The sequence below is a fragment of the Enterobacter cloacae genome, from assembly GCF_013375935.1.
Lineage (GTDB): Bacteria > Pseudomonadota > Gammaproteobacteria > Enterobacterales > Enterobacteriaceae > Enterobacter > Enterobacter pasteurii.
Map to the genome: position 1 here is coordinate 391,064 of NZ_CP056117.1, position 18,120 is coordinate 409,183.

The 18,120-nt window shown below is 60.6% G+C and carries 15 protein-coding genes and 1 pseudogene; 5 read left to right on the top strand and 11 right to left on the bottom strand.

Annotation, left to right across the window (positions count from 1 at the left end):
* Window positions 1-44 precede the first annotated feature (44 nt).
* The 4 genes from HWQ14_RS01815 to HWQ14_RS01830 form a co-directional block, all read right to left on the bottom strand.
* Window positions 45-740 carry an ArsR/SmtB family transcription factor gene (locus HWQ14_RS01815; RefSeq protein WP_176608796.1) on the bottom strand — a complete coding sequence of 232 codons (696 nt, stop codon included), beginning with the start codon at window positions 738-740 and terminating at the stop codon, window positions 45-47.
* A complete protein-coding gene (locus tag HWQ14_RS01820; RefSeq protein WP_176608797.1) occupies window positions 715-1,110 on the bottom strand; it encodes an amino acid-binding protein in 396 nt (131 codons plus the stop codon). Before HWQ14_RS01820 ends, HWQ14_RS01815 begins: the two co-directional genes overlap by 26 nt.
* Window positions 1,103-1,426, bottom strand: a complete 324-nt coding sequence (locus HWQ14_RS01825) for an antibiotic biosynthesis monooxygenase family protein (protein ID WP_148422074.1) — start codon at window positions 1,424-1,426, stop codon at window positions 1,103-1,105. The genes HWQ14_RS01820 and HWQ14_RS01825 overlap by 8 nt, the downstream gene beginning before the upstream one ends.
* 132 nt (window positions 1,427-1,558) lie before the next feature.
* On the bottom strand, window positions 1,559-2,038 hold the full coding sequence (locus HWQ14_RS01830; protein ID WP_176608798.1) for a carboxymuconolactone decarboxylase family protein: 480 nt from the start codon (window positions 2,036-2,038) through the stop codon (window positions 1,559-1,561).
* Window positions 2,039-2,140: 102 nt separating this feature from the next.
* Here HWQ14_RS01830 and HWQ14_RS01835 point away from each other — a divergent pair, with 102 nt between their 5' ends.
* Window positions 2,141-3,529: a PLP-dependent aminotransferase family protein gene (locus tag HWQ14_RS01835; protein WP_176608799.1), complete on the top strand. Its 1,389-nt coding sequence runs from the start codon at window positions 2,141-2,143 to the stop codon at window positions 3,527-3,529.
* A 39-nt stretch (window positions 3,530-3,568) separates the two neighbouring features.
* Here HWQ14_RS01835 and HWQ14_RS01840 read toward each other — a convergent pair whose 3' ends face one another.
* Entirely contained in the window at window positions 3,569-3,730 is a 162-nt protein-coding gene (locus HWQ14_RS01840) for a DUF1127 domain-containing protein (protein ID WP_148422134.1), read from the bottom strand.
* A 176-nt stretch (window positions 3,731-3,906) separates the two neighbouring features.
* Here HWQ14_RS01840 and HWQ14_RS01845 point away from each other — a divergent pair.
* Window positions 3,907-5,323: pseudogene (locus HWQ14_RS01845) on the top strand (PLP-dependent aminotransferase family protein).
* A 63-nt stretch (window positions 5,324-5,386) separates the two neighbouring features.
* Here the strand turns inward: HWQ14_RS01845 and foxA are convergent.
* The 3 genes from foxA to HWQ14_RS01860 all read right to left on the bottom strand — a co-directional run bounded on the left by foxA (window position 5,387) and on the right by HWQ14_RS01860 (window position 8,951).
* A complete protein-coding gene (foxA, locus tag HWQ14_RS01850; RefSeq protein WP_176608800.1) occupies window positions 5,387-7,495 on the bottom strand; it encodes a ferrioxamine B receptor FoxA in 2,109 nt (702 codons plus the stop codon).
* A 121-nt stretch (window positions 7,496-7,616) separates the two neighbouring features.
* Complete coding sequence (locus HWQ14_RS01855; protein ID WP_148422082.1) at window positions 7,617-8,567, bottom strand: helix-turn-helix transcriptional regulator; 951 nt, start codon at window positions 8,565-8,567, stop codon at window positions 7,617-7,619.
* Window positions 8,568-8,717: 150 nt separating this feature from the next.
* The gene (locus HWQ14_RS01860) at window positions 8,718-8,951 is read right to left on the bottom strand and encodes a DUF2171 domain-containing protein (RefSeq protein WP_176608801.1); all 234 of its coding nucleotides are present in this window, start codon (window positions 8,949-8,951) and stop codon (window positions 8,718-8,720) included.
* A gap of 228 nt (window positions 8,952-9,179) precedes the next feature.
* On the opposite strand from HWQ14_RS01860, the gene HWQ14_RS01865 reads away from it, so the two are divergent.
* The gene (locus HWQ14_RS01865; protein ID WP_148422086.1) at window positions 9,180-9,365 is read left to right on the top strand and encodes a DUF2767 family protein; all 186 of its coding nucleotides are present in this window, start codon (window positions 9,180-9,182) and stop codon (window positions 9,363-9,365) included.
* A gap of 38 nt (window positions 9,366-9,403) precedes the next feature.
* On the opposite strand, the gene HWQ14_RS01870 is transcribed toward HWQ14_RS01865, so the two are convergent.
* Window positions 9,404-10,525, bottom strand: coding sequence for a cupin domain-containing protein (locus tag HWQ14_RS01870; RefSeq protein WP_176608802.1), 1,122 nt, complete (start codon window positions 10,523-10,525; stop codon window positions 9,404-9,406).
* Window positions 10,526-10,657: 132 nt separating this feature from the next.
* On the bottom strand, window positions 10,658-11,260 hold the full coding sequence (locus HWQ14_RS01875; RefSeq protein WP_148422090.1) for an ATP-dependent Clp protease proteolytic subunit: 603 nt from the start codon (window positions 11,258-11,260) through the stop codon (window positions 10,658-10,660).
* A gap of 88 nt (window positions 11,261-11,348) precedes the next feature.
* On the opposite strand from HWQ14_RS01875, the gene HWQ14_RS01880 reads away from it, so the two are divergent.
* Together HWQ14_RS01880 and HWQ14_RS01885 are read left to right on the top strand one after the other, a co-directional pair.
* Window positions 11,349-11,735, top strand: a complete 387-nt coding sequence (locus HWQ14_RS01880) for a VOC family protein (protein ID WP_176608803.1) — start codon at window positions 11,349-11,351, stop codon at window positions 11,733-11,735.
* 181 nt (window positions 11,736-11,916) lie between these two features.
* A complete protein-coding gene (locus tag HWQ14_RS01885; protein WP_148422094.1) occupies window positions 11,917-12,534 on the top strand; it encodes a response regulator transcription factor in 618 nt (205 codons plus the stop codon).
* 3 nt (window positions 12,535-12,537) lie between these two features.
* Here the strand turns inward: HWQ14_RS01885 and HWQ14_RS01890 are convergent, their stop codons facing one another.
* A complete protein-coding gene (locus tag HWQ14_RS01890) occupies window positions 12,538-18,120 on the bottom strand; it encodes a trifunctional serine/threonine-protein kinase/ATP-binding protein/sensor histidine kinase (protein WP_176608804.1) in 5,583 nt (1,860 codons plus the stop codon).

Below are 18,120 nucleotides of genomic sequence, written 5' to 3' on the forward strand. Positions count from 1 at the left end.
TGGCTGCCTCTCCTGTGGGTGAGGGGATCGGGCCGCAATGGCGTTTAGCGACTAAAGTACTTCCTGACGGCCGCCTTCCCTGCGCCCGTAACCACTACCTCCCTGTATCCCGCCACCCGCTGGATCCACCCTTTGCTTTCCAGATGCATGAGCAGCGCCGCCCCCGCCTCTCCGCCCAGATGAAACCGCCGCTCGCTCCAGTCCAGGCAGGCGCAGCAGGCTTTCCGGCGCGGATGCGCGCTTAACGGAACGCCGAGCTTCAGGAACTGCTCCCGGCCATACAGCGTCAGCGCGGAGCCGTCCGCCTCAAGCCAGCCTTCCGCCTGCATGAACTCATAGATCTGCACCGCCACCGTTCCGGCAAGATGGTCGTAGCAGGTCCTGGCTTCACGCAGGGCTTTTGGCGCGGAGGTTTCCGGCGGCGTAATGCGGCTCCAGGAGAGCCCCATCATCTGCTCGACCAGCGCCGCCACGTCGTGCCCCGCCAGACGATAATAGCGATGCCGCCCCTGCGACAGGCAGGTAATCAGCCTCCCTTCCACCAGCCGGGCGAGGTGCCCGCTGGCGGTCGACGGCGCCACGTCGGCGGCAGCGCTCAGCTCCGTGGCGGTCCAGGCCCGTCCGTCCATCAGCGCGCAGAGCATCTTCACGCGCGACGGATCGGCCATGGCTGCCGCCACCGCGGCAATGGCCCGCTCCAGCGCCGCGCTGCCGTCAGGAGGTAAGTTCGTCTTTAACATTCGTTGCCCAGGGTTCGGTGATCTCTGCGGCCAGCTTATCATCATCCGTCAGCAGAATAAGGTGATTCGCATGGTCGCTGTACTGGGTAAGGACAGACACGCCCCGTGCGGCCAGCGCGGCAGCCAGCTCGCCCAGCTCGCCGGGTCGCTCCTGCTTGAGTTTCCTGATTACCGGTTTACGTACGGCCAGCACGGTAAACCCACCCTCAGCCAGCACGCGGCGGGCTTTTTCACCATCCTCCACCAGAAAATGAGCATCGGTGCCGAATACGCCGCCGCCTTCCAGCCCCACGCCGTTGCGCCCCAGAAGTTGCCCAAAGCGCGCCAGCTCGCCGGGAACAGCGTTAAACACGACATGAACGTCATACATCCGCGTGCCCTCCGGTTTCGGAGGCGTACTCCCGCGTGACCTGCGCCACCCGAATACGGTAGTACGCAAAAATCGACTCCCGCCCTTCGGCCTGCGCGGCCTGATGAAAGACGTTCTGCTTCCAGCTGCGGACAGCCGCTTCATCCCGCCACCAGGAGAGCGAGAGGATTTTGCCGTCGGTGGTCAGGCTCTGGAAACGTTCGATATCGATAAACCCGTCGATACCCGCCAGCAGCGGCTTGAGCTCAGCGGCCAGCTGCAGGTAACGCGCCTGATGGACGGGGTTGGCTTTGGCTTCGAAAAGGACTGCGATCATGGTTGTCTCTCCGTTGTGAGGTTACGAAGAGCATGCGGGAACAGAATGGGCGATGCTTCGGCAGGGAGCGAAATGTGGTGGCGCGGCGCTTATCGGTCTACGGCAGGCCCGGTAAGCGCCGCGTTATTGTGATTATTCCAGGTTAGCCTTGTTCAGCCCGTAAGCCGCATCCAGCGAGCCGGGCGCCATGCGCGACGTAATGCCCAGACGGTTCCAGGCGTTGATCGCTGCGATGGCGAAGTTCAGCTCCGAAATCTCCACGTCCGAGAAGTGCTCCGCCACGCTGCGGTACAACGCGTCGCTCACGCCGTGAACGCCAATCTGGGTCAGCGCTTCGGTGAAGGCCAGCGCGGCTTTCTCGCGGGCGCTGAACAGCGGGGATTCGCGCCAGGCCGCCAGATGGTACAGGCGCAGCTCGCGCTCGCCGGCGATTTTTGCCTCTTTCGAGTGCATATCCAGGCAGAAGGTACAGCCGTTCAGCTGCGACACGCGAATGTCGATCAGGTGCTTCAGCGCCGGGTCGATGGAGGTTTTCGCCACCTCCATGCTCAGGGCGGAGAGGGCGTTGGCGAGGGCAGGTGTGGCTTTATGGTGGTTTACGCGGGTGCTCATTGTCTTTCCTCTGTATTGTGCGGTTTATGTCGCGCGATGAGGCAAATCTACGCCGTTCATGACATAGTAAAAAGATACAAAAAGCGTGAAATGAGGTAGGACATGAAGCCAGGCTATCACGACATCTATGCCCGCTATCGCGACAACATCACGCGCGGCGTGCTGAAGCCCGGCGATAAGGTGCCTGCCATCCGCGTGCTGGCTGAGGAGCTGAAGGTGGCGCGCAAAACCGTCGAAACGGCCTATGCCATCCTGACGGGCGAAGGGTACCTGGTAAGCCAGGGCGCCCGCGGCACGCGGGTAAACCCGGATCTCCTGCTTCCGGCTACACCCGCTCCGGCGGAGCAGACCACCGGCACGCTCCCGGCATCGCTTATCAGCCAGCGTGAGCGGGCCGGCTTTCTGCGCCCCGGCATTCCCGCGCTCGACAGCTTCCCGTACAAAAAATGGCTGCTGCTGGCGGGCCAGGCGACGCGCGCCATGCGTCAGGATGAAATGCTCAACCCGCCGGTGTCGGGCTGGTACCCGCTGCGCGAGGCGATCGCCCGCTATCTGAATATCTCCCGCGGGCTCTCCTGCAACGCCGACCAGGTGCTGATCACCAGCGGCTACAGCGGCAGCCTGCGCCTGATCCTCGACACGCTTGCGAGCCGCAGCGACAAGGTGGTGTTTGAAGATCCGGGCTATTTTATGGGCCAGCAGCTGCTCAGGCGGATCGTGCCGCGTCTGCACACCGTGCCGGTCGATCGCTGCGGGATCGACACGGAATACCTGCTCCGTCACCATCGCGACGCCCGCTTTGCCATCGTCACCCCGTCGCACCAGAGCCCGCTGGCGGTAACGCTCTCCCTGCCGCGCAAACAGCAGCTGCTCGACTGGGCTTCGCAGAACGAGGCGTGGATTATTGAAGACGATTACGACGGGGAGTTTCACTACACCCGCAAGGTGCTGCCGTCGCTGAAAAGCCTCGACCGGCATGACCGGGTGATCTTTATGGGCACCTTCAGTAAAACCATTATGCCGTCGCTGCGCATGGGCTACGTGGTCATGCCCGCGCGCACCGTTAGCGCTTTTACCGACTGCGCGGAAATCACCACCAGCGGCCAGCCGGTACTGACGCAAAAGATCCTCACCGCGTTTCTCAACGAGGGGCATTTTTTCCGGCATCTTAAGAAGATGCGTGCCCTCTACCAGACCCGGCGCGACTGGATGATTGCCGCCCTGCGTGAGGTGTATGGCGACCTGTTCTTCACCGAGCAAAACGACGGCGGGATGCACATTGTGGCGTTTCTCAGCACAGGAAGCCGTGACCGGGAGGTAGCGCGCTGCTGGCAGGCACACCAGCTGCAGGTTAACGCGCTGTCCGAGTGGTATTGCGGGTCGGGAAAACGCTACGGGCTGGTAATGGGCTATAACAACGTGCGGTCGTATCAGGAGGCGGTTGAGCTGCTGGAGAGGCCGAAACGGCGGACGCTTGCACTACTGGGCTGAGCCTTGCCCGGTGGCGCTACGCTTGCCGGGCATTAACGGTCAGAAATCATGCCGCGACAGCCCCACGTCCCTGAGCTGCTCGTCGCTCATTTTACTCAAAATGCGGCGGGTACGATTAATCCGGTACCAGTTACGCAGCGTTTTCGCGATCCAGACAAACGCGATAAAAGGTTGCCTTGCGCGGTTCTCGTTAAATTCCATCATGCTCTCCTCACTGTGCCAGTGAGGCTATCATCGTGCAAATCAGCCCGTGCAATACAGATTAAAAAACACCTTTTGTTTAACATACAGATCCGCTAAAACGGTATCTGCTTGCCGTTTTTTGCAGCAATCTGTACTGGTTTATTAAACTGTATGGTAATAACAAAGGATACAGCATGACGCGCTACCAGCATCTGGCCAATCTTCTGGCGGAACGCATCGAGCAAGGGCTGTACCGCAGCGGCGAACGCCTGCCGTCGGTGCGCGCGCTGAGCCAGGAGCACGGCGTAAGCATCAGCACCATACAGCAGGCCTATCACATCCTTGAAAACCTCCAGCTCATCACGCCCCGGCCGCGTTCCGGCTATTTTGTTTCAACACGGAAGGCTCAGCCCCCCCGTACCGGCGATGACGCGCCCGGTGCAGCGCCCCGTGGACGTTACCCAGTGGGATGAGGTGATGATGCTGCTGGACGCCCGCGCCGATAAAGAGATGATCTCCTTCGGCGGCGGCTCGCCGGACGTTAACCAGCCGAGCCTGAAGCCGCTCTGGCGCGAGATGAGCCGCATTGCGCAGCACAATCCGGGCGAGATGCTGAGCTATGACGTGCTAGACGGGCGCCTGGAGCTGCGCGAGCAGATCGCCCGCCTGATGCTGGACGGCGGCTCCACCGTGGCGGCAAACGAGATTGTGATCACCAACGGCTGCCACGGCGCGCTGTCTATCGCCCTGCTGTCGATCTGCAAGCCGGGAGATATCGTAGCGGTCGAGTCCCCGTCGTTTCACGGCACCATGCAGATGCTGCGCGGCTTCGACATCAAGGCGATTGAAATTCCTACCGATCCTGAAACCGGCATCAGCATCGAAGCCCTGGAGCTGGCGCTGGAGCAGTGGCCGATCAAGGCGGCGATCCTGGTGCCCAACTGCAATAACCCGCTCGGCTTTATCATGCCTGAAGCGCGGAAAAAGCAGGTGCTGGTGCTCGCCCAGCGGCACGATATTGTGATTGTGGAGGACGATATCTACGGCGAGCTGGCGGCAGAATACCCTCGTCCGCGCACCATTCACTCCATGGATATCGACGGCCGCGTGATCCTGTGTAGCTCGTTTACCAAGACCGTGGCGCCGGGGCTGCGCGTCGGCTGGATTGTTCCGGGCCGTTATTACGACCGGGTGATGCACATGAAGTATGCCGCCGGCGGATTCAACGTGCCGGGTACGCAGATGGCGGTGGCGGCCTTTATTCGCGACGGGCATTACCATCGCCACGTGCGGCGTATGCGCCAGATTTATCAGCAAAATATGGAAACCTATACCTGCTGGGTGCGGCAATATTTTCCGGCAGAGATATGCGTCACGCGGCCTCAGGGAAGCTTCCTGCTTTGGGTCGAACTGCCGGAGAAGGTAGATATGGTGTGCGTGAGCAAGCAGCTGTGCCGCCTGAAGATCCAGGCGGCGGCCGGGTCGCTGTTTTCCGCCTCCGGCAAGTACCGCAACTGCCTGCGCATCAACGTGGCGTTACCGCCTTCGGAAAAGCATCGCGAGGCGTTGAGAAAAATGGGGGAAGCGATTGTGATTGCGATGGAGGAGTAGTGCGGCCTGATGCCCTCACCCCGGCCCTCTCCCACGGGGAGAGGGCGAAAAGGGGCTAACGCCTCAGAACGTCCAGGAAACGCTGCCCACAATGCTGCGTTCTGCGCCAAAGTAGCAGTACGAAAGCGAGTTACACGCCGCCACGTAGCTTTTGTCCGTGAGGTTATTGACGTTCAGCTGCGCGCTCACGCCCTTCAGCCCCACCTTCGACAGATCGTAGCCCACCACCATATCCACCAGCGTATAGGACGGCAGCGTGTGGGTGTTCTGGCGATCGCTGGTAATACCGTTTACGTAGCGCACGCCGGAGCCGACGGTCAGGCCGTCCAGCGGACCGGTTTTAACGTCGTAGCTCAGCCAGGCGGAGGCCATATTGCGCGGGGCATAGACGGCGCGCTTGCCCTCCTCTTCCGGGCTGCTCTTCTTATAGCGAATATCGGTATACGTATACGCCGCCTGCACGCGCAGGCTGTCGGTTAGCTGGCCAATCGCCTCCAGCTCAACGCCTTCGGATTCGATTTCACCGATGGAACGATACGGATCGGTCGGCTCCTCTTTGGTGGCGATGTTCTTCTGGTTGATGCGGAACACCGAGGCACTGAACTGGCTGTTCATCCCCTCCGGCTCGTACTTGACGCCCGCTTCCCACTGCCTGCCCTTCATCGGATCAAGGATCTTACCCTGCTCGTCGGCAAAGCTGGTCGGCGTAAAGGCGGTAGAGTAGCTCACGTACGGCGCAACGCCGTTATCAAACAGATACAGCAGCGCCGCGCGGCTGCTGAAGTTGTTCTTGTCCAGATCGCTGCGGGTATGGTTGAAGTTGTCGATATTCGACACGCTCACCTGGTCGTACCGTCCGCCCAGCGTCAGGCGCCAGCGGTCAATGGACATCTGATCCTGAAGGTAGTACCCGGTCTGGCGCAGCTTGTGCTTTTCCCGGCTGTACTGGGTGATGTAGTCGGGCTTCGCGCCGTACGCCGGATGGAAGGCGTCGATCGGCGGGAAGCCGCCGTAGTAGCCCGTCACGTTGTTGGTGCGATCCTGATAATCCATGCCGATCAGCACCCGATGGTTCACCGCCCCGGTGTCGAAGCTGCCGTCCACCTGGTTATCCAGGGTGATGGCGTTCATCTTCTCGTCAGAGCCGGAGTAGCCCCGGTTCAGTTCGCTGTCGTTCAGCCAGCCCGCGGCATACACCTGATTCAGCTCCACTTTGGTATGCAGGTAGCGCAGCTTCTGGCGCACTGACCAGCCGCTATCGAACATATGCTCGAAGTTGTAGCCCACCATATTCTCGCGGCGATCGTATTTGTCGTAATCGTCTTCCCCTTCATAGAAGGTGTTGGCGATCTTCCTGCCATGGTGCGGCACGACGGTGCCTTCATACGGCAGACCGGAGTGGCTACCGCCCTCCGGATCCCGGTGCAGGTAGGCCATCAAATCCAGACGGGTGCTGTCGGTGATGCGCCAGGTCAGGCTCGGCATCAGCGCGTAACGCTCCTCCTTCAGCGGGTCGAACTGGGAATCGGCGTAGCGGGTCATGCCGCTGAGGCGCGCCGCCACGCGGTCGTTATCGTCCAGCGGGCCGGTGACGTCAAACATCGCCCCGCGCTGGTCGTTATTCCCGGCAAAGAGCTTGATCTCCCCGCCCGGATCGAACGACGGCTTACGGGAGGTCAGCGCCACGATCCCGCCGGGGGATGAACGGCCATACAGCACGGAGGCCGGGCCGCGGACCACCTCAACGTTTTCCAGGAACCACGGATCGACCACCAGCGAGCTGTGGGAATTGGTGTCCCCCATCATCTTCAGGCCGTCGAGGTAGATATTATCCAGGCTGCCGTCAGAGAAGCCGCGCAGCACGATGTAGTCGAAGCGGTTTGAGGCCCCAATCTGGTTGCTGTACACGCCCGGCGTATAGCTCACCGCCTGACGCACGCTGGTGGCCCCCTGCTCTTCAAACTGCTCGCGGGTGACGACAGAGACCGACTGCGGGGTTTCAATATCCGGCGTTTCAATTTTGGTGGCGGCTGACTGCATCTGCGAGGTAACCACAACGGTTTCGGTTTTTTGGGCATCCTGTGCCAGCAAAGGAAAAGCGACGCTACCGGTAACCCATCCCACCAGCAGTGCCAGACGCGACTTAGCAAACATGATCCTCTCCAAAGGCATTTCTTATTGTTAATAAGAATTATTACCTTTTTCATTCCGCAAACAGCTATGCGCGCCGCCAGGTTTCGTATGCGCGATGGCAAACCGCACGGATCGCGTTCGCAGGAACAGAAAAAATGGGTTAGCGCGGCTGGCGCACTTCGCCGGGAGAGACGCCGTAGCGGCGACGAAACGCGGTCGAGAAATTGGTGGCATGCTGGTAGCCGGACATCCACGCCGCCTGCTGCACGCTGTAGCCTTCAAGAAGGTAGCGGCGCGCCAGCGAAAGGCGGCAGTCGCGCAGATAATCAAATACCGTACAGCCGTAGCGCTGACGAAACTTGCTGCGCAGGCTGCTCTGGCTCATTGCCGCGAGGGCGGCCAGTTCGGCAAGGGTGTGATTCAGTTCGGGCGACTGTTCCAGCATGCTCCGCACGCGTTCCAGACGCGCATGCTCTGGCCGGCACAGGCCATGCTGCTGGCGCTGGCTCAGGCCATGTCCCAGCAGCTGATACATCAGCCCTTCCAGAAGCAGCCTTCGGGAGAGCGCACTTACCCCCTGCCGTTGCGCATGCTCAATGCCGGAAAGCACGTGGTCCGGAACCTGCCAGATAAACCCCGGTATCTTCTGGTTTTGCCATTCCAGAAGCAGCGACTCCAGCAGGCCTTCACGTCTGGCATCGGAAGGGTAGACGCCGAACGACAGCGTCTTCAGGGTGCAGTCGGCATCGTGTCGCGCGCCCATCACCTGCTCTTCGCTGAGGCGGGCGCTGAACGCCATCCCGGATCGCACCACGTATTCATCATCCCCGAGCGTGAGCGTGACGCATCCCTCCAGCACCACCAGCATATAGAGCGGGCTGCTGTGGCGGGAGGTGGTTTCGTAGGGCTGCAGTACGTGAACGTCGGAATGGGTCAGGGAAATCCCTGAAGAGAGCGTCATCTCCTCCACATCGCCGCGGAGCACCGGGCTGGTGGCCTGCGTCTCCTTGAGCTGCGGGAAATGGTAGTCGATGCCGTAGCGCTCGCCAAATACCTGAAAATCCGCCACAAGGTAAAGGCGTTTCGCTGGGGTATTTGCATTCTGGCGCATCGTGAGGAGCCTGCATCGGATAAAAGACGAAGGGAAACAGTACCATTCATTTATCGTGGCGGCAATGCGGCGTTTTTAATGCGGGTTTAATAGCACAAAGCCCCGGCCTGAGCCGGAGCCTGATAATATATTTTCAGGAAAGAAATATATTTATGCTTCCTGCCATTCAGCAAAGACCGCGTTATGGTCTTTGGTCAGAATAACTTTATTATCATCCACTTTGTCGACCCAGCCGAGCGGAATATAGTGATGCTTGCCGCCGGATTCAGGATCGCTTTTCGCAAGCTTAATGCGCTCGCCGTCCAGATGGTCCACAACGCCGACATGCGTACCGCAGCTGGCTACAACCTGGGTATGATCCTTAATTGCGCTTTTATCTACCATGTTGATTCTCCTGTTTCGGTTATATGGCTGTTGCACGTCATTAACTGTAGCGTATAAAAATCTGCTTGCGGCCTGTATTAGCATTTTGAAACATCATTGACATAATCACTTATTCAGTCTATTTGGCGATTCCTATTTACACTGTTCCTGATAAGAATTAGATGAATTATTTCCAGCTCGTTATTTCTCTTTCATAATTTAATTAACGCAAACCACGAGGAGGCATTTATGGCGATTCGTAATAATCGGGCTGAAATTTCACAGGCCCTTGGTGAAGCGGTATTAGATATTGTCCAAAAAGGGCATGAAGTGTCGCGGGAAAATCTGGCGCAGGCGATGAAGATCAAAGCCGAAAAAGAACGCGATGATGAACGGCTTCTGAACTACTGGAAAGCCTGCAATATGCTGGTCTGAACAACGCGGCGTTTAGCCTGGCTAAACGCCGCCCTTCGTCATTCGTCGAAGTACCAGTAGCCCTGGTTAATCAATCCGGTCAGCTCTTCCACAAACGCCGGATTATTCAGTGCGTCACCCAGCTCGGCCTGGCCCAGCTCGGTGTAGCGGCACAGCGCATCCGCGCCCTTCGCGTCCACTGTTTCCAGCTGCTCGCTGTTGATGAAGAAGCTGCCGTTAACGTTCAGCACGCGCAGGCCGCTCAGGCGTGACAGCGTTTCACCGCCCTGCAGCGCATCCAGCACCTCTTCCGGCGCATACGGCGGTTCAGCGGCGGCGATATCCAGCTCGTGGCGCGGCGTGGAGACGAAGCTGCCAAACCATTTCGTGAAATCTTCCGTTTTGCCGATCGTGTCGATCATCATCTGGCGAATGCGATCCAGCTCGTACTGCTCCACGCGCCCGGGATGTTCGCGACAGGTCAGATCCGGATCGCTGTAGTGTTCCCCGCCCAGATCGTTTTCCAGCACGTAGTCGGCGAAGCTGCTGATCAGATCCCGGCCGTTTGGCCCGCGGAAGCCGACGGAGTAATTGAGCGCGGTCTCATGGGTAAAGCCGTCGTGCGGGAATCCAGGTGGGATATAGAGGATATCGCCAGGCTCAAGATCTTCGTCGATGATCGGCTCGAACGGATCCACGTGCAGCAGGGCCGGATGCGGGCAGAACTGGCGCATCGGCAGCTTGTCGCCCACGCGCCAGCGGCGGCTGCCCATTCCCTGAATGATAAACACATCGTACTGATCGATATGCGGCCCTACGCCGCCGCCCGGGACGGAGAAGGAGATCATCAGATCGTCCAGACGCCAGTCCGGCAGCACGCGGAACGGGCGTACCAGCTCCGCCGCAGGCATATGCCAGTGGTTCACCGCCTGCGCCAGCAGTGACCAGCCGGTCTCGCCGAGATGGTCAAAATGCTCAAACGGGCCGTTGCTCGCCTGCCACTTGCCGTTAGCATGGCTCACCAGGCGGCTATCCACTTCCGGCTCCATCGCCAGCCCAGCCAGCTCGTCCGGGGTAATCGGATCGACAAAATTCGGGAAGGCATTTTTCAGCACAACGGGTTGTTTTTGCCAGTATTTCTCGAGAAACTCCGGCCAGTTCAGGTTCAGTTGATACGCCATGGTCAGCACCAGTGAGAGGGGAAACAGGCGCGATTATAGGCAAGAAGGCAGAGGGGGAACTTGTCGTGGGTCAAACGTGGGCGCGTAGGTCAGGTAAGGCTGCGCCCCACCCGACGCACGCGCGGGCCAAACTTAGTCCAGGTTCAGCTCGTCATAATGGGTAATCAGCTTGCCGACGATGCCGTAGTCCAGCGCTTCTGCCGGAGACATCCAGAAGTTGCGGTCGGTATCTTTTTTCACTTTTTCCAGCGGCTGGCCGGTAGCGTCAGCGATCAGCTTGTTCACGCGATCCAGCATGCGGATGATCTCACGCGCTTCGATCTCAATGTCCGACGCCTGGCCGCGCACGCCGCCCAGCGGCTGGTGGATCATAAAGCGGGTATTCGGCAGAGAGTAGCGGTGCTCTTTTTTCGCCGCCAGGAAGATGGTGATCCCGGCGCTCGCCACCCAGCCGGTGCCAATCACGTGCACTTCCGGACGGATGAACTTGATGAAGTCGTGGATGGTATCGCCCGCTTCCACGTGGCCGCCCTGGCTGTTGATGTACAGCTTGATCGGATCGTTGCTCACGCTTTGCAGCAGGATCATCTGGGTGATGACCTTCTGCGCCAGCTCCTGGTTGATCTCACCGGAGATAACAATCGAACGGGACTCAAGCAGCTTTTGCTGTAGCGCGCCCGCGCCGTTTGACCCTTCCGCTTTTTCCTTGTCGCTTTCTTTCAGTGTGTAGTGCATTGTTATGTCCTCAGCATTTAGCGCTCAAAACCAGAGTGTAGCCTGTTTTACCGGTGAAAGTCCTCACAGACAAATAACGAGGGATCTTATGAATATTGCACACGTCGCTCTCTGGACCCGCAGCCTCGAGGCACAGGTTCAGTTCTGGGAAACGGTGTTTGGCGGCCGCAGCAATGAACGCTACGTCAGTCAAAACCGCCCGGGGTTTGAATCCCATTTTATTACGCTGGATGACGGGCCGACCATTGAGCTGATGACGCTGCCGGATCTGCCCGGCGCGCCGGCGCACCCGGAGTTCATCGGCTGGGCGCATATCGCCATTAACGTAGGCAGCAGGGCGCAGGTGGACAGCATGGCAGAGCGGGCGCAGGCAAACGGCACGCTGCTCAGCGCCCCGCGCATGACCGGTGACGGTTTTTATGAAGCGGTGATTGCCGATCCGGACGGCAACCGCATTGAGCTGGTCGGTGCATAAAATCAGCGTTTCGTTCCTTAACCGCCCCGCCATGGCTCGCTATACTTCATATGGTTATCATATTGTTAAATGATAATGATATTTAATGTGTTAAGATGAAAGTCAGCATAAACAGTCTCTTACGCAAACGTCGGGGGCTGTTTTTATTCTCGATGATTTACTGATCGCACCGGGGCGGTGAATGGAACACATTGTTTATGTGGTTGATGACGATGACACTGTCAGGCAGTCCGTGGTCGGGCTGCTGGAATCAGCAGATTTACGCGCCCTTGGCTTCTCTTCCGCAGAAGCCTTCCTGAACCATCCCTTTGAGGAGCTGCCCTCCTGCGTGATCCTGGACATGCAGATGCCAACAATCACCGGGTTTGACGTGGCGGACGCGCTGAAGGCCAGCGGGCGGGAAATACCGATTATCTTTCTCACCGGCCACGGCACCATTCCGATGTCCGTCCGGGCGATCAAAGGCGGGGCCTACGAGTTTCTCACCAAGCCCGTTGAGTCCGGCGCGCTGATTGATTCCATCGAATCCGCGCTCAGGCTGGCGGAACACAACGCCGTGCGCAACAAAGAGCATTTCGCCCTGAAGCAGCGGCACAGCTCCCTCACCCCGCGCGAACACGAGGTGCTGACGCTTGCGATTAGCGGCATGCTTAACAAGCAGATTGCCGCCGAGCTTGGCGTCAGTGAGATCACGGTTAAGGTCCATCGCCGCCGGGTGATGGAGAAGATGCAGGTGCGATCCGTCGCGGAGCTGGTCAGGGCCGTTGAGCGCCTGACCAAGGGCCAGCCGACGGAATAGCCGCTACGCCTCCTGCGCGGCAAGCGGCAGCGTAAAGGCAAACACGGTGCCGTGCGGCTCCCGCCGACGCGCGCTCAGCTTCCCGCAGTGGCGCTCAATGATGCTGGCGCTGATGGTCAGCCCCATCCCCATGCCCTGCGCTTTGGTGGAATAGAACGAGTCAAAGATCTTCTCCAGCCGCTCGGGCTCAATACCGCTGCCGGTATCCGCTATTTCCACGAGCACCCTCCCCTCCGCATTGCCGGTAGCGATGGCGATGGTGCAAGGGCGATCTTTCACCTCGGCCATCGCTTCTACCGCATTCATCACCAGGTTAAGCAGCACCTGCTGGATCTGCACGCTGTCGCCGGTGATAAAGCTGCCCTGCGCCTGCAAAAGGTAATCAACGCTAATGTGTCGCTGCTCAAGCTCGCTGCGCGACAGCGCGATGATGTGGTGGATCAGGTAGTGCAGATCGATGCGCGAGAAGGTCGGATCCTGCTTGCGCGTCAGGGACTGGATGCTGCGGATGATCTCCCCCGCCCGCGCCCCTTCCGCGGCGATCTCCTCCAGCCCTTCGCGGACCTTATCCAGCCGGGCGGGCTCCCGGTTGAGCCAGCGCAGGCTCGCCCCGGCGTTCGAGACGATCGACATCAGCGGCTGGTTGATCTCATGGGCAATGGAAGAGGTCAATTGCCCGACGGTGGTCGCCCGGGACACCCGCGCCAGATCCGCCTGCGCCACCCGCATCGCATCCTCCGCGGCGCGCTGGCTGGTGATGTCGGTGATGATGCCGTAATACTCGTTCACTTCGCTGCCCACGCCCACCGGATCGCCAATCCCGAGAATATAGCGGGTGGAGCCGTCGGTACGCTTAACGCGAAACTCCGCCCGCATGGAGAGCCCGTCACGCACGCTTCCGGTGACGAGGGCGCTGATGCGGGCGTAGTCGTCCTCGTGAACGAAGGTTAAAAACTCCGCCATGGAGATCATTTTCTGCATCTCAGGCAGGCCGAGGATGCGGGCGTACTCCTCGGAGATAAACATCAGATCCTGCTCCAGCTCCCAGCGCCAGCTGCCGGTGTGGCTGATCTGCTCGCCCAGCATCAGCGAGGTCTGGCTGGATCGCAGCTCTTTCTCTACCCGTCGGCGCTGGATGTTTTCCGCCAGCAGCTCGGCGTACAGGCGCGCCGTCTCCAGGGATACCGCGGCCTGCGCGCCCAACAGGCTCACCACGCGGGAGTGTTCGGCGGTAAAGACCTCCGGCATCAGGCGGTTTTCCAGATAGAGCACGCCCACCAGACGCGCCTGTTTGAACATCGGAACGCACATGACGGCCGCCCCCGAGGTCACCAGATAGGGATCCTGGCTGAAGGGGTGAAACTCCTCCGGCTTGCCGGTGCGGATCTCCTGCCCGGTGCGGATCACCGCCGCCAGCACCGACAGCGGCATATCGGTCGCCATCGGGGCCTCCTTCAGGATCCGCACCCGTACCCCCTCGGTGCTGGTCCAGGCGCTGGCCTCGATCTCCGGGATATGGCTGTCGCTCACGCGCAGCAGCAGGCCGCGCTGTGCACCGGCCCGTTCAAGCAGCAGCGTCATCAGGTTTTCAATCAGCCGCTCAAGGTTAATTTCTTCAGACAGCGCGCGCGACGCCTTGATCACGCTTTGCAGATCGCGGATCGTCTCATTCTGCGCAAACGCCACCGTGTCGTAGGCGCTGGCCTGCGCGGAGTTCAGCAGGTGCGGGAAATCCTGCTCAAGCTGACGCACTTTTGCCTGCGCCCCGGTGCGTCCCCAGGCGGCTATCGCGCCGCGGAAGTGGGCGTCCGAGGCGGTCGGATAGCCGCAGGCAAGGGCAAAGCGCCCTGCCAGCTCGTGGGCCAGCGCGTTCAGGGGGTTAAAGCCGCCTTCCCGCGAGAGGCGCACCGCCTTCTCATACTGCTCAAGCGCAATGCTGTTCATGCCGTCCAGGCGCACGATTTCGGCATAAATCAGCGCCTCTTTATCGGCAAAGGTGCCCGGATTAATGCGCGCCCAGAGGGCGATTTTGTCGTAGTGGGCGTGAATGCTGCGGCGGTGATTTGCCGAGAAGGTCTCCGGCGTCAGCTGTCTGGAAAGCGACAGGGCGCTGTAGAGATGGTAATCCAGCAGATGGATGTGCCCCGGCGCAGACCACGCGAACCAGCCCGCCTGCTCCAGCTCCGCCTGCGCGGCGGCATACTCCCCGCAGGTGAAGTGCGCCATGCCGCGATACAGCCAGTACCAGAACAGCATGGTCGAGGTATGCTCCGGGGCCTGCTCCGGCGAGGCGGGGAGCAGTGCTTCAGGCAGCACCTGTGACGCGCTCCAGGTGCCGATGGTTGGCGTGCGCAGAAACTCAACGTAGCCGCGCTGGAGCATAAAAATCGTTTCCACGTCCTGGAAGTGGGTTTTACGGACAAAGGCCAGACCGCGATCGATGCTGGTCAGCACCCCGTCCAGGTGATCGCCCCGCGAGAGGAAGTTGATCACCTGGTGGCAGGCCGCAAAGCAGGCCACCGTCATATCGCCGTGGGTCACGGCGGCGGTAAAGCACGCCTTTGCACACTCGATGGTGAAGGACAGCGGCTGGGTCCAGACGCTGAGCTGGTCGAGCGGCAGCAGGGTTTTGGCTTCAAACGCATCGTAGCCGTGGCGGTTTACCAGCTCGCGGGCCAGGGTGCCGTACTGGAACCCGAGGCGGTACTCGGCGTAGCGTTGACCAATCAACACCCCAAACCAGGCCATTGCCGTGGTGGAGGCGCCGGTAATGCCGTGGTCGAGGGTCAGGTGCATCATGCGGCAGAGCAGCAAAAAGTGCAGGCGCGGGCAGATGAAGCTGGCGCAAATGCTGGCGCTGTAGAGCAGGTTCATCACCGCTTCGGTTTGCGGGTTATCCATCTGCGAGAGCTGAACAAAAAGGTTTTGCGGCGCGTCGCCCGCGCGGTTGCAGAAGCGCTCCCAGGCCTCGTCGCACTCGACGTCTTCCGGATAGTGGCTGATCTGGATGCCAAAAATCCCCAGCCAGCACAGCGCCGCCTCCAGCGCCAGGCGGCTGTCCGACTGTCTTATGTACACTTCCACCAGCAGGTTAGCCGCCAGCGCTTTTTCGGTCAGCCCGCCGGGGCAGCCGAGGATGGCGTCACACAGCTCGCGGGTTCGCGCCAGATGGCCGAGCGCAAATTCGCAGCCCGCCTCTTCGATATCGAGCATAAAATCTGACACCGCCCCGGCGTTGCCCAGCGCCCTGGCGGTCTGAATGTAGCTCAGCGCCGAAGGGTAATCGCCCGTGCGCTTCGCACGCCGCGCGGCCAGCAGGCTCAGCTCGCGGAACATCTGGCGCTGCGGCGCGGGCTGAATGCTGTCCAGGGCTGCCGTCACGTGGTGTACCGCGCGGAACAGGAGTTCGTTGCCCGCCGCCTGCCGCGCGGCCTCGGCCAGCAGGCTGGCGGTGGTCAGGTGCAGGTGACTTTTCTCACCCTGATCCAGCAGGGCGAAAGCGGCCTCCTGAACCCGATCGTGGGTGAAGGCGTACTCTTTTTCCGTCAGCACAATCAGCTGCGCTATCACCGCCGGGTGCAGGGCGTAACGAATTTCCGCGACCGACATCCCGACCACGCGGCACATCATTTCCAGCTCCCCCGTGCCGCCGAGACAGGCAATGCTGCCCAGCAGACGACGCGTTTCGTCGGGCATCTCTTCGAGCTTTTCCAGCACCAGGGTAACGACGTTCTCGGTGTAATGCCGGGCGCGGATCGCCTGCAGATCGTACTGCCATTTATCCTGATACTTGTTGTGGACCACCAGCCCGTCATCAACAATGCGGCGGAAAAACTCATGCACGAACAGCGGGTTGCCGCCGGTTTTTTCGTGGATCAGCGTGGCGAGGTCGGTCGTCGCCGCGCTGCGGGTGCGAAACACCGTCGCCAGCCAGCGCGCCACCGCTTTAACCGAGAGCGCCTGCGGGACAATCTCCGTCGCGCGTTGCGCCGCCTCCGGCAGGCTCGCCAGCTGCTGCTGTAGCGCCGGGTCGGACAACGAATCAATATCGCGGTGCGCCGCCACCACCAGCAGCGGGATAACGCCGCAGTTCATCAGCAGGTGCTTCAGCGTATGCAGGCTGGCGGCGTCGCTCCACTGGAGATCGTCGAGCACCAGCACCAGCGGACAGCCCTGGGAGGCAAAGGTTTTGACCAGCGCCAGCACCATATGGCTAAAGCGCGCCCGGGCATCAATGGAAAACGTATCCGCCGAGAAGCGGGGTTTACTCTCCAGCAGCAGGCCCAGCTCGGGCACCAGGCTGACGGCCAGCGCTTCATACCCCTCAAGGGCGCGCGAGAGGCGGATTTTCCACTTCGCCACCTCTTCAGCGGGCAGCCCGAGCAGGTGCAGCGTCAGGGTGCGAAACGCCGAGCTTAATACGCCGTAGGGCAACGTCGGCGAAAACTGATCGACCTTGCCCACCGCCAGCAGCACCCTGCGCTGCTGCAGCGTTTTTAGCGCCGTGGCGATGATCGAGGATTTACCGATCCCCGACGGCCCGCCGATGGTCACCAGCTCCGGCACAATGTTTTGCCCGACCCGCTCAAACGCGGCGATAACGTCATTTGCCTGCGGATGCGCCGCAAACAGGGAGTCCGCCAGATGGATCGCCGGCGTCCGGTCCTGCTGGCCGGGCGTAAAGGCGACGATCTCGCCTTCGCAGGTTAACGTCGCCTGACAGCGTCGAAGATCGGCAATCAGCCCGTCGACCGTCTGGTAACGGTTATCGGGATTCTTCTCCAGCAGCTTGAGGATGATGGTCGACAGCATGCCGGGCACGTCCGGGCGCATCACGGCGGGGGAAAGTGGCTCCGACGCAATGTGGTAATGCGCCCAGTTGGTCTGCTCCTCCGCGGCCAGCTCAAACGGCAGGCGTCCGGTCAGCAGCTCATAAAGCACGATGCCCAGGCTGTAGAGATCGCTGCGGCAATCAACGGCGCGCCGGGTGCGGTTGGTGTGCTCCGGAGACATATAAGCGGGCGTACCGCCCGAGACGGCCAGCCGGGTCTGGGAAAAAGCCCCGGAGATACTGCCTGAAAGGCCGAAGCTGCCCAGACGACAGCTGGAATCGTGATGAACGAAGATGGTGCCGGGTTTGATATCGCCGTGGATCAGGTTTTGCAGGTGCATCTGGCGCAGCGGCGCGCAGATCTGGATCGCCAGCTCGATAAACCGCGCGATCCCCGAGATCGCCCTGCCCGCGCGTCGCGCCAGCAGCTCGAAGGAAAACGGGGCATACACCAGCGCGAAGCGCCCTCGGTACTGGGTGGAGGCCACGGCGCGGATGGCCCAGCCGTCCTGGAGATGGTCTCGCAGCGCAAACTCATTTTTGAGCAGCCGGGTGGCCCGCTCTTCCTCTTCGTCGCTGACCGCGGTGGCAATGATAAAGGAGCCGCCAGAATGAGGATGCCGCGCGTGCATCCAGGAGATCCCTCCCTCCTGCGCCAGCACGGTAAAAATGACATCCTCTTTAAGGACAAAAACCCGCCCTTCATGGAAATTTCCCTGGGCGGGCCAGAATGCAGGCAGCTCGTTTTCGTTCAT

Bases quoted from the DNA above. Each gene is read 5' to 3' on its own strand.
- HWQ14_RS01835 (WP_176608799.1), top strand. From the start codon at position 2,141: ATGAAGCCAGGCTATCACGACATCTATGCCCGCTATCGCGACAACATC.
- foxA (WP_176608800.1), bottom strand. From the start codon at position 7,495: ATGCCTTTGGAGAGGATCATGTTTGCTAAGTCGCGTCTGGCACTGCTG.
- HWQ14_RS01855 (WP_148422082.1), bottom strand. From the start codon at position 8,567: ATGCGCCAGAATGCAAATACCCCAGCGAAACGCCTTTACCTTGTGGCG.
- HWQ14_RS01825 (WP_148422074.1), bottom strand. From the start codon at position 1,426: ATGATCGCAGTCCTTTTCGAAGCCAAAGCCAACCCCGTCCATCAGGCG.
- HWQ14_RS01840 (WP_148422134.1), bottom strand. From the start codon at position 3,730: ATGGAATTTAACGAGAACCGCGCAAGGCAACCTTTTATCGCGTTTGTC.
- HWQ14_RS01860 (WP_176608801.1), bottom strand. From the start codon at position 8,951: ATGGTAGATAAAAGCGCAATTAAGGATCATACCCAGGTTGTAGCCAGC.
- HWQ14_RS01820 (WP_176608797.1), bottom strand. From the start codon at position 1,110: ATGTATGACGTTCATGTCGTGTTTAACGCTGTTCCCGGCGAGCTGGCG.
- HWQ14_RS01830 (WP_176608798.1), bottom strand. From the start codon at position 2,038: ATGAGCACCCGCGTAAACCACCATAAAGCCACACCTGCCCTCGCCAAC.
- HWQ14_RS01815 (WP_176608796.1), bottom strand. From the start codon at position 740: ATGTTAAAGACGAACTTACCTCCTGACGGCAGCGCGGCGCTGGAGCGG.
- HWQ14_RS01880 (WP_176608803.1), top strand. From the start codon at position 11,349: ATGAATATTGCACACGTCGCTCTCTGGACCCGCAGCCTCGAGGCACAG.
- HWQ14_RS01865 (WP_148422086.1), top strand. From the start codon at position 9,180: ATGGCGATTCGTAATAATCGGGCTGAAATTTCACAGGCCCTTGGTGAA.
- HWQ14_RS01875 (WP_148422090.1), bottom strand. From the start codon at position 11,260: ATGCACTACACACTGAAAGAAAGCGACAAGGAAAAAGCGGAAGGGTCA.
- HWQ14_RS01890 (WP_176608804.1), bottom strand. From the start codon at position 18,120: ATGAACGAAAACGAGCTGCCTGCATTCTGGCCCGCCCAGGGAAATTTC.
- HWQ14_RS01885 (WP_148422094.1), top strand. From the start codon at position 11,917: ATGGAACACATTGTTTATGTGGTTGATGACGATGACACTGTCAGGCAG.
- HWQ14_RS01870 (WP_176608802.1), bottom strand. From the start codon at position 10,525: ATGGCGTATCAACTGAACCTGAACTGGCCGGAGTTTCTCGAGAAATAC.